The organism is Nocardia aobensis NBRC 100429 (genome assembly GCF_000308375.1).
In the GTDB taxonomy this organism is placed as follows: domain Bacteria; phylum Actinomycetota; class Actinomycetes; order Mycobacteriales; family Mycobacteriaceae; genus Nocardia; species Nocardia aobensis.
The window spans coordinates 3,715-16,082 of record NZ_BAFQ01000178.1; the positions used below are offsets into that span (position 1 = coordinate 3,715).

Annotated in this window: 1 protein-coding gene (running past one end of the window); it reads right to left on the reverse strand. The window is 69.7% G+C overall.

All coding sequences use genetic code 11. The annotated features are described in order from the left end of the window. Positions 1–12,368 carry the 3' portion of a non-ribosomal peptide synthase/polyketide synthase gene (locus tag RJ03_RS23200; RefSeq protein WP_036505730.1) on the reverse strand. The gene runs 31,681 nt beyond the window's last position, so 12,368 of the gene's 44,049 nt are visible here — the last part of the coding sequence; the start codon falls outside the window, past its right edge — the gene reads right to left on this strand; it ends in the stop codon at positions 1–3.

The following is a 12,368-nucleotide window of genomic DNA, read 5'->3' on the forward strand; positions in this document are numbered from 1 at the left end:
TCACTCCGCCTCGATCACCCGCACCTCGCCGTCGGCGGCATCGGTCGCCTCGCCCGGCACGGTGAACCAGTGGCTGACCTCGCCCTCGGCCAGATCGCCGGCGATATCGCCGCTGGGCAGGACGGAGAGGGCGCCCGCGGTCGCGGAGGTCAGGAATTCCGCCAGCGCTGCCGGGCCCGCCGCCGCCGTGGTGTACGTGGTCGACTCGTAGTCGATCTCGTGCTCGGCGCGTAGGGCATCGGCATGCTCGAGGGCCTGTTCCTGGGTCAGCGTGCGCAGGGTGCCGTCGGCCGCCCGGACCACGAAGGCCGGATGGTCGTCCTGCAGGACCCGGACCCGGTCGGCGTAGGACACCGGATGTGCCTGCGCCGCATCGATTTCCGCCCGCACCTTCGGATCGGTCGGGACCAGCCAGCGCACCGATTTGGCCGCCGGTTCCAGCGCGATACCCCAGCCGGCGCCCGCGGCGACGATGTCGCCGAAGGACAGGCCGTCGGCGAACAGCGCCGCGGCGCCGGCCTTCTGGATCGCCCACAGCGCCACCACGGCATCGACCGAATGCGGCAGCGCCACCGCGACGATGTCACCCGGTCCGACACCACGCCCGATCAGCACCCGGGCCAGCTTCGACGACCGCGAATCCACCTCGTGATAGGCGATTTCGGCGTCGCCGGACAGCAGCGCGGGAGCCTGCGGATCCTCCTCGACCACATCGCCGAGGGCCTTGGCCACCGTACGGCTGCCGACCCGGCCTGGCTCGGCGACCGGTTCGGCGGTCACCGCGGCCCCGGCCAGGATGCGCGCCCGCTCCTCGGCGTCGAGGATGTCGATATCACCGACCGCGGCCGTCGGATCGCCGATCAGCGCGTCCAGCACCCGGCCCAGTCGCTCGGCGAGCGTGTGCACCTCCTCGGCGGTGAACCGGCTGGTGAGGTACTTCCAGGTCACCTCGATCGTCGATTCGGCGGTCACCAGCAGCGTCAGCGGGTAGTGGGTCGCGTCGTTGGTGCCGACACCGGTCACCGACATGCCGTCGATCGAGCTCGCCGCGGCGATCGCGTCGGTATCCATCGGATACGACTCGAACACCAGCAGCGTGTCGAATTGTGCTCCGGCACCGGCGATCCGCTGGATATCGGTGAGGCCGACGTAGTGGTGGTCGAGCAGATCGGTCTGATCGCGCTGCAGGCGCTGCAGCAGCTCACCGACCGACAGGCGGTCGTCCACACCGACCCGCACGGGCAGCGTGTTGATGAACAGGCCGACCATCGATTCCACCCCGGTCAGCTCCGGCGGCCGGCCGGAGACCGTCGCGCCGAACACCACGTCGTCGCGGCCGGTGAGCCGGCCGAGCAGAATGCCCCACGCGGCCTGCACCAGCGTGTTCACCGTGACCCCGACCTCGGCGGCGTACTTGGTGATCCGGCGCGTGCGGTCCTCGTCGACCTCGGCGACGAACTTCTCGATCTCGTAGTGCTCGGGTCCACGCGCGGGCGGTGCGAGCTGGGTCGGCTCGTCCGCACCGGCCAGTGCCCGCGACCAGGTGCGCAGCGATTCCTCGCGGTCGCGCCCGGCCAGCCAGCTCAGGAAGTTCCGGTACGAGGACACCCGCGGCAGCGCGGCGGTATCACCGCGCACCGCGTAGAGCACCAGCAGATCCCGCATCAGCAGCGGCATCGACCAGCCGTCCACCAGGATGTGGTGGGTCGTGATGGCCAGATGGAACGTCTCGGCGTCGGTCCGATACAGCGTGAACCGCAGCAGCGGCCCCCGCGACATGTCGAAGTGCGTCGCCCGATCCTCTTCGAGCAGGCGCCTCAACTCCGGAATCCGCTGCGGCCGATCCAGATCCGTCAGATCGACGGTCCGCCACGGCACCTCGACCCGATCCGAGATCAGCTGTACCGCCCGGCCACCGGCATCGGTGACGAAGGAGGCGCGCAGGTTCGGGTAGCGGTCCAGGATGGCCTGACCGGCCGCCCGCAGCCGGTCCTCGTCGACCACGCCGCCCAGATCCACCACGGCCTGCATGGTGTAGACGTCCACGGTCTGCTGGGTCATCATCGCGTGGAACAGCAGACCCGACTGCAGCGGCGAGAGCGGCCAGACATCCGACAGACCCGGATCCTGCTGCTCCCACTCGTCGATCTCGGACTGCGCGACCTCCACCAGCGGCAGATCGGACGGCGTCAGACCGCCCGCTTCCGGCTGCCGGACGTGCTCGGCGAGCGCGGTCAGCGCCGCCACCCACAGATCCGCGAACTCCTGCACGCGCTGCTTGCCGAACAGCCCGGTCGGGAACGCGAAGGAGGCGGACAGCTGCGCGCCCTCGGGGCCGTCGGTGACGATCGCGTTGATGTCGATCGCGGCGTTGGCGGGCATATCCGGATCCATGTCGGCATCCAGCTGTCCCAGGTCCGCCACCGGCGCCCAGTCGAAACCGACCGGGCCCGAGGCGGTTTCGGCCGTCTCGGCGCCGGCACCGGTATCCGCGCGGCCCAGATAGTTGAAGCTGATCTGGGGTGCGGTGCCGGTCGCCAGTTCGGTTCCGGTCGCGGCATTCAGATAGCGCAGCAGGCCGTATCCGATGCCCTTGTCCGGCACCGCGAGCAGCTGCTCCTTCACCGATTTCACGATGTCGCCCAGCGCTTTTCCACCGCGCAGGGCGGTCGCCACATCGGCGTGGCCCAGATCCAGCCGCACCGGATAGGCACTGGTGAACCAGCCGACCGTGCGGGACAGATCGGCGCCCGGAACCACGCTCTCCTCACGGCCGTGACCTTCGAGCTTCACCAGCGCGGCACCGCCCGCGGATTCACCGCGCCACGTGCTCACCGCCAGCGCGAGCGCCGACAGCAGGCCGTCGTTGACGCCGGCCCGGTACTTGTCCGGCACGCCGGTCAGCACCGCATCGGTCACCTCGGCCGGGAGCAGCACCTCGACCCGGTCGACGGTGGCGAAGGTGTCGACCGCCGGGTCGAACGCCCGCTCGCCCAGCACCGGATCCTCGGCCGCCGAAATCCGCTGCCAGAACGGCAGTTCCGCGGTCCGCGTGGCCGCGGCGTCGACCAGGGCGTGCGCCCAGCGGCGCATGGAGGTGCCGTTCGCCGGCAGCGTCACGGCCTGATCCGACTTCAGCTGCGACCAGGCCACCGCGAGATCCGGGATCAGGATGCGCCACGACACACCGTCGACCACGAAGTGGTGGGCGACGATCACGAGCACGTCCCGGCGGCGCGGCGCGGCGTCGTCCTGCGCACCGGTGAAGGCGAACCACAGGAACTGCGTCATCACCGCGTTCGCCGGATCGAGGCGACCCAGCGCGGCGTCGTATTCGGCGCTCGCCCGGCGCGACAGTTCCGCCTCGGAGATGTCGCCGGGCAACTCGACCCGACGCACCAGGGCGTCGACATCGATCGCGCCCTGCTCCAGCGCCTCGAACGTCCATCCGTCCGTGGCGTCCACGGGGGCGGATTCGTCGCGCCGCAACCTGGTCCGCAGCACATCGTGGTGATCGACGACCGCGGCGACGGTCGCGACCAGGGTCTCCCGGTCGGTGTCGTCGGGCAGTCGCAGCGCCATGGCCTGCGAGAACCGCTGATACGACGAGCCGGTGCCGAGGATCGAGGCCATGATCGGCGTCATCGGGATCTCGCCGACACCGCCACCGGGCAGTTCGGCCAGCACCTGCTGCTCGGCCTCACCCGCGCGGGTGGCGATCTCCGCCAGCGCGGCCACGCTGCGCCGCTCGAAGACCTGCCGCGGCGTGAACAGCGCACCGCGCGCCTTGGCCCGCGAGACCAGCTGGATCGACAGGATCGAGTCACCGCCGAGCGCGAAGAACGAATCGTCGAGCCCGACCTGATCGACGCCCAGCACCTCGGCGAACACCTCGGCGATGGTCGCCTCGAGCGCACTGGTCGGCGCCCGGAACTCGCGCGGCGCCAGCTGGGGTTCCGGCAGCGCCTTGCGGTCGAGCTTGCCGACCGGGGTCAGCGGAATCTCGTCCAGGACCACGATCGCCGAGGGCACCATATGCGGCGGCAGCACCGCGGCCACATGGTCGGTGACCGCCGCGGGATCGACCGCGCGCCCCGGCACGCCGAGCACGTAGGACACCAGAATCGTCGCACCGGCGGCGGTTTCGCGTCCGATGGTGATCGCGAATTCGACATCCGGATGCCGGCCGAGCACCGCGTCGATCTCACCGAGTTCGATGCGGAAGCCGCGGATCTTCACCTGGAAGTCGGTGCGGCCGACGTAATCGAGCTCCCACGGCACCTCCGGGCGGGCGATGTTGCCACCGCGCACATCCGGTTCGGCGTACCACCGCACCACGTCACCGGTGCGGTACATGCGGGTTCCGGGCGCACCCCACGGGTTGGCGACGAACCGCTCCGCGGTCAGCCCCGGCCGATGCTGGTAGCCGCGGGCCACCGCGCCGCCGGACAGGAACAGCTCACCGGCCACGCCCGGCGGCACCGGGTTCATCCGGGAGTCGAGCACCAGCGCCGACATACCGTGCACCGGGGTGCCGATGGTGATGTGGTCACCCGGGAACAACCGCGCGTACGAGGAGATGATCGTCGTCTCGGTCGGACCGTAGGCGTTGAAGTACTTGCGTCCCGGCTGCCACTTGGCCAGCAGTTCCGGCGTGGTCACATCGCCACCCACCGACGTCACCAGCAACTGCTCCTGGTCGGCCGGATCCATCGTGCCCAGCACCGCGGGCGTGATGATGGTGTGGGTGACCTGCTCGGTGCGCAGCAGCTCCGCCAGTTCCGGACCACCGATGATCTGCGACGGCGTGATCACCAGGGTGGCGCCGATGTAGAACGCGCACACCCATTCCAGCACCGACGGGTCGAAGCTGGGCGAGCAGATGTGCAGGAACCGATGCTGCGGCTCCAGGCCGTACAGGCTCGTCGCCACATCGGCCAGGCCACCGAGGCCGGCATGGGTCACCGTGACGCCCTTGGGCTTACCTGTCGAACCCGAGGTGTAGATGACGTACGCGGGGTGCGCCATCTGCAGCGGGGCGCGCCGGTCGGCATCGGTCACCGGTGCCGCCGACTGCGCGGAGCACAACTCGTCGGTCGCCGGATCGTCGAGGACCAGCCAGTCCACGTCGCCGGGCAGGTCGCCGACATACGCCGAACCGGTGATACCCAGCAGCGCACCGGAATCGGTGAGCATGTGGCGCACCCGATCCTCGGGGTAGTTCGGATCCACCGGCACGTGCGCGCCACCGGCCTTGGTGACGGCCAGCACGGCCAGCACCATCTCGTAGGACCGCGGGAACGAGACCGCGACCAGTTGCTCGGGTCCGACACCGCGTTCGATCAGCACCCGTGCCAGGCGCGAGGACCGGTCGTCGAGTTCGCCGTAGGTGATCGATTCACCGTTGTAGCGCACCGCGATTCGATCCCGGCCCAGCCGGACGCCGTGGCTCATCAGATCCGGCAGCAGACCGGTCGCCATCACCTCGTCGCCGTGGACGTGGGTGAGCAGCTCGTACTCGTCGGCGGCCAGCAGCGACAGATCGCCGACCGCGGTCTGCGGCTGCGCGACGATCGCCTCGAGCAGACGGGTGAACCGCTGCGCGAACACCTCCACCGTGGCCTCGTCGAAAAGGTCACGCGCATAGGAGAATTCGGCGTACATGCCGTTGCGGCCGTCGCCGGATTCCCGAACCGTCAGCGACAGGTCGAATTTCGCGGTGTCGACGTCGAAATCGAGTGCCGAGACGTGCAATCCGGGCAGTTCGAACGTGCTCTCGGGCAGGTTCTCGAACGACAGCGCCACCTGGAACAGCGGATGCCGCGCGGTGGAGCGTTCCGGATTGAGCAGTTCGACCAGCCGCTCGAACGGAATGTCGGCGTGCGCGAAGGCCTGCAGGTCCGCATCCTTGGCGTGACTCAGCAGCTCACCGAAGGTCAGCTCGCCGCGCACATGGGTCCGCAGCACCAGCGTGTTGACGAACATGCCGATCAGATCGTCGAGTTCGGCCTCGCCGCGGCCCGCGATCGGGGTGCCGATCGCGATGTCGTCGGTACCCGACATCCGCGCCAGGAACAGCGCGAGCGCGGTGTGCACGACCATGAACAGCGTCGCGTTCTGTTCGCGGGCGGTGCGCTGCAACCCGTCGTACAGCTCGTTGCCGATCGGGAACAGTACCCGGCCGCCCTGGAACGACTGCACGGTCGGCCGCGGGCGATCCGCGGGCAGGTTCAGCTCGTCCGGAATCCCGGCCAGTGCCTGCCGCCAGTAGTCGGCCTGGGCGCTGAGCAGGCTCTCCGGATCGTCCTCGGAGCCGAGCAGATCGCGCTGCCAGATGCTGAAGTCGGCGTACTGCACCGGCATCGGCGCCCACGCCGGTGCCGCGCCCTCGGCGCGCGAGGCGTAGGCCACCATCAGATCCCGGGTCAGCGGGCCCATCGACCAGCCGTCGGCCGCGATGTGGTGCGCGACGAAGACCAGCACGAAGTCGGTGTCGGTGACCTGGAACAGGCGGATGTGGAACGGAATCTGCGCGGTCACGTCGAAACCGGTCGTCACCGCGGCGGCGACGGCCTCGACCACGCCGGATTCGTCGATCCGTACCGGCTCGAGATCGATCGCCACCTCCGCCGGCGACAGCACCCGCTGCACCGGACCGGCATCGGTCTCGGGGTAGACCGTGCGCAGGATCTCGTGACGTGCGATGAGATCGGCGACCGCCGCACGCAGCGCGGACACATCGAGCGCGCCGGAGAGCCGGATCGCCACCGGGATGTTGTCCACCGACGAGGTGGTGTCGAACTGGTTGAGGAACCACATGCGGTTCTGCGCCAGCGACAGCGGGATGTGCTCGGGGCGCGGTCCCGCGGTCAGCGGCGGGCGACCACCGGCACCGGCCTGCTGTTCGACCTTGGCGGCCAGCCCGGCCACCGTCGAGGCTTCGAACAGCGCCCGCACCGGCACCCGGGTGTCGAGCAACGCACCGAGGCGCGCGGCGACCTGCGTGGCCAGCAGCGAGTTACCGCCGAGGGCGAAGAAGTCGTCGTCGGCGCCGACCCGCTCGACCGACAGCACGTCGGTGTAGACGGAGGCGACCGCCTCTTCGATCGGTGTCGAGGGCGCCCGGAAGGCGGTGGTCTCGAATTCCGGTTCGGGCAGCGCGCGCCGGTCCAGTTTGCCGTTGATGTTCAGCGGCAACGCGTCCAGTTCGACGAACGCCGAGGGCACCATGTACGACGGCAACGCCGCGTTCAGTGCCGACTTCACCCCGTCGATGTCGAGGCTCTCGCCGGCCGGCACCAGATAGGCGACCAGCCGGTCGCCGATGCGCGGATCCGACTTCGCGAGCACCGCGACCTGCGCGACCTCGTCCAGGCCGAACAGCGCCGACTCGATCTCGCCGAGTTCGATGCGGAAGCCGCGGATCTTGACCTGGAAGTCGGTGCGGCCCTGATAGTCCAGCTCGCCCTGTGCATTCCAGCTCACCAGGTCACCGGTGCGGTACATCCGGGTGCCGGGCTCGAAGGGGTTGGCCACGAACCGGTCCGCGGTCAGATCCGGCCGCGCGAAGTAACCGCGGGCCAGCTGCGCACCGGCCAGATACAACTCACCGGCGACGCCGTCCGGAACCGGGTGCAGACGCGAATCCAGCACGTAGACCCGGCTGTTCCACTCCGGCACACCGATCGAGACCGACTGCTGTTCGTCCGCGGCGACGCGGTGGCTGGTGATCGAGACCGCGGCCTCGGTCGGGCCGTACAGGTTGAACAGTTCACCGGCGTTGTCGCGGCGGAACCGCTGCGCGGTCGCACCCGGCAGCGCCTCACCGATCGCCAGCACGCGACGCAGCGAATTCGTCAGTGTCCCATCGGATTCGGTGAGCAGCGCGTCCAGCATCGAGGGAACCACGTGCAGCGTGGTGACCGCCTCGCGGGCCATCAGCTCGTTGAGGTAGGCCGGATCGCGGTGGCCGTCCGGCGCCGCGATCACCAGGCGCCCGCCGGAGACGGCCGCCGACCAGAACTCCCAGACCGACAGGTCGAAGGTGGCCGCGGTCTTCAGCAGCACCGAATCCTCGGCGCCCAGGCCGAATTCGGCGATCTTCCACAGCAACTGGTTGACCACCGCGGCGTGCGGGACCGCCACACCCTTCGGCCGCCCGGTGGAACCGGAGGTGAAGATGACGTAGGCGGTGTGCTGCGGGAGCAGCGGCGCGACCCGTTCGGCGTCCTCGATCGGCGAATCGTCACCGGTGGTGTCGAGGTCGTCGACGCGGACCACCGGTGCGACCTCGGTCTCGAATGCGGCGTCGGCATCGGTGAGCACACACACCACATCGGCGGTGTCGAGGATGTAGCCGGTGCGTTCGGCCGGCTGATCCGGATCCACCGGCACATAGGCGCCGCCGGCCACGGTCACCGCGTACATGGCGACCACCAGGTCGACCGAGCGGCGCATCGCCAGCGCGACCCGCGACTCCGGTCCGACACCGAGCGAAATCAGATGACGGGCCAGCAGATTCACCCGGCGGTCGAGTTCCGCGTAGGTCATCCGGGTGCCATCGGCCCCGACCAGTGCGTCCCGCTCGGAGTGGGTGTCGACCGTCGCGTCCAGCAGCGAGGCCAGCGTCGCCGACCGGTCCACCGGGTGATCGGTGGCATTGCGGGCGGAGACCAGCGCATCGCGTTCGGCGGCGTCGAGCAGATCGATATCGCCGACCGCGGTGCGCGGTTCGGCCACGATCGCGCCCAGCATCCGCACGAAGCGATCCACGAAGCCCGCCACCGTCTCGTGGTCGAACAGGTCGGTCGCGTAGGTGAAGAATCCGGTGATGCCTTCGGGCGCACCGGTGTCGCTGTAGCGGTCGGTGGCGATCAGGTGCAGGTCGAACTGCGAGAGCTGGGTGTCGAAGTCCAATCCGCTCACCCGCAGGCCCGGCAGTTCCAGGGTGGCCTGGGCCAGGTTCTGGAACGACAGGCCCACCTGGAACAGCGGATGCCGCGCGGTGGAGCGCACCGGGTTGAGCACCTCGACCAGCCGCTCGAACGGCACATCGGCGTTGGCGAAGGCCTGGATGTCGATATCGCGCTGACGCCCCAGCAGTTCGGTGAAGCCGGCCCCGGCGTCGACCTGGGTGCGGAACACCAGCGTGTTGACGAACATACCGATCAGGTCGTCGAGTACGGCCTCACCGCGACCGGCCATCGGCGTGCCGATGGCGATGTCGTCGGAACCCGACAGCCGCGACAGCAGGACGGCCAGCGCGGTGTGCACGACCATGAACAGCGTCGCGCCCTCGGTGCGGGCCAGGTCGATCAGCGCGCGATGCAGTTCGGCATCGATGCGCATCTCGACCTTGCCGCCGGCGAAACTCTGCACGGCCGGACGCGGGCGATCCGCCGGCAGATCGAGCTGATCGGGCAGCTCGGCCAGCGCCTGCTTCCAGTACGCGACCTGCTTGGAGGCCAGCGAATCCGGATCGTCCTCGCTGCCCAGCAGTTCGCGCTGCCAGATGCTGTAGTCGGCGTACTGGACCGCCAGCGGCGCCCAGTTCGGCGCCAGCCCGGCCGCGCGGGCCGCGTAGGCGGTCATCAGATCGCGAGTCAGCGGGCCCACCGACGAACCGTCGCCGGAGATGTGGTGCACGACCATCGCGAGCACGTATTCGCCTGTGCCGCTCGCGGTTTCGGTATCGCTACCGGAACGGACCTCGAACAGCGCGACCCGCACCGGCACCTCGGTGGTGACGTCGAAGCTGGTGTTGATCAGCGCGACCACCTCGGACTCCACCGCGGCGGCATCGACCACGCGCAGTTCGAGTTCCGGAATCGCCTGGGCCGCGGGCAGGATCACCTGCACCGGGCCCTGGTCGGTCTGCGGGTAGACGGTCCGCAGGATCTCGTGGCGCGCCACCAGATCCGCCATCGCGGCCCGCAGCGCCGACACGTCCAGCGCACCGCTCAACCGCACCGCGATCGGCACGTTGTAGGCGGCCGAGGCGGTGTCGAAGCGGTTGAGGAACCACATCCGCTGCTGCGCCAGCGACAGCGGGATCCGCGGCGGGCGCGGTGCGGCGGTCAGCGCGCGGCGACCGCCGGCATCGGCGTGATGCTCGACCCGGGTGGCGAGCGCGGCGACCGTGGAGGCCTCGAACAGCAGGCGCACCGGCACCCGGGTGTTCAGAGCCTCGCCCAGGCGCGCGGCGACCTGCGTGGCGAGCAGCGAGTTACCGCCCCACGCGAAGAAGTCGTCGTCGCGGCCCATCGTGCCGGATTCCTTGCGCAGCACATCGGCGAAGGTGTTGGCCACGATCTGCTCGATCGGGGTCACCGGCGCGCGGAAGACGGCCTTCTCGAAGACCGGTTCGGGCAGGGCGGCGCGGTCCAGTTTGCCGTTGGCGTTCAGCGGCAGCGCGTCCAGCTGCATGAACACCGACGGCACCATGTAGGACGGCAGCTGTTCGGCCAGCGCGGCCTGCAATGCCTGCTTGTCCAGCTCGGCGGTGCCGACCACGTAGGCGACCAGGCGATCGCCCAGATTCGGATCCGCGTGCGCGACAACGGCGGTCGCGGTGACGACCGGCTGCCGCAGCAGCACCGCCTCGATCTCGCCGAGTTCGATGCGGAAGCCGCGGATCTTCACCTGGAAGTCGGTGCGGCCCCGATAGTCCAGTTCGCCCCGCTCGGTCCAGGCCACCAGGTCACCGGTGCGGTACATCCGCGTGCCCGGCGCCCCGAACGGATCGGCGACGAACCGGTCCGCGGTCAGATCCGCGCGACCGAAGTAGCCGCGCGCGAGCTGCGCACCGGCCAGGTACAGCTCACCCGGCACACCCACCGGAACGGGCCGCAGCCGCGAATCCAGCACGTACACCCGGCTGTTCCACTCCGGCGCACCGATCGACACCGACTGCCGGTCGGCGGTGGTGACGCGATGGCTGGTGATCGAGACCGCGGCCTCGGTCGGGCCGTACAGGTTGAACAGCGCGGCCCCGGCGGTCTGCAGGAAGCGCTGCGCGGTCGCGGCCGGCAGCGCCTCACCGATGGCGAGCACCCGCTTCAGCGACGAGCTGAGCATGCCTTCGCTCTCGGTGAGCAGAGCGTCCAGCATCGACGGCACCACGTGCAGCGTGGTGACGGCGGTGCCGAGCATCAGATCGTTGAGGTAGGCCGGATCGCGATGCCCCTCGGGCGCGGCCACCACCAGGCGGCCACCGCAGGCGGCGGCGGTCCAGAACTCCCACACCGACAGGTCGAAGGTGGCCGCGGTCTTGAGCAGCACCGAATCCCCGGCGCCGAGGCCGAATTCGGCGATCTCCCAGCGCAACTGGTTGACGATGGCGCCGTGCGACACCACCACGCCCTTGGGGCGGCCCGTCGAACCGGAGGTGAAGATCACGTACGCGGCATTGCCGGCGGTGAGTTCACGCAACCGCTCCCCCGTGGTGATCGGCGCCGCCGAGTACCCCGAGAGCTCGAGCCCGTCGAGTTCGATCACCGGACGCTGCGGGGTCCAGCGCAGCGCGCTCTCGTCGTCGTCGCCGGCGGTGGCCGCGACGACGGCCGAGGTGGTCAGCACACAGGCGGGGGCGGCCGTCTCGAGGATGTAGTCGATGCGTTCGGCGGGCTGGCCCGGATCGATCGGCACGTAGGCCGCACCGGTCTTGGCCACCGCGTACATCGCGACGATCAGCTCCACCGAGCGGCCCAGTGCCAGCGCCACCCGATCCTCGGTGCCGATCCCGCATTCGACGAGGTAGCGCGCCAAGCGGTTCACTCGCGCGTCGAGGTCGCCGTAGGTCAGCACCTGCTGCGCCGTTCCGGTGGCCTCGGTGTCGACCACCAGCGCGACCGCGGTCGGATCGGCGGCGACCGTGTCATCGAGCAGCGACACCAGCGTCGCCTCGGTGTCGATCGGGTGGGCGGTCTCGTTCCACTGCCACAGGATCCGCTCGTTCTCGGCCGGATCCAGCAGGTCGATATCACCGACCGGGCCGGACACGTCCGCGATCACCGCATCGAGCACCCGGACGAACCGGTCCGCGAAGCCCTGCACCGTCGACTCGTCGAAAAGGTCGATGGCATAACCGAATTCGGTGATGATCTCGGCCGGTGAACCGTCCTCGGCGTAGCGGTCGTAGAGCGTCACGTGCAGATCGGTCTTGGCCAGCTGGGAATCGAAATTCACCGCGCTCACCGAGAGACCCGGCAGTTCCAGGGCGGTCTCGGCCAGGTTCTGGAACGACAGACCCACCTGGAACAGCGGGTTGCGCGCCGTGGACCGCACCGGGTTGAGCACCTCGACCAGCCGCTCGAACGGCACGTCGGCGTTGGTGAAGGCCTCGAGGTCGCGCTCGCGCACATCGGCGA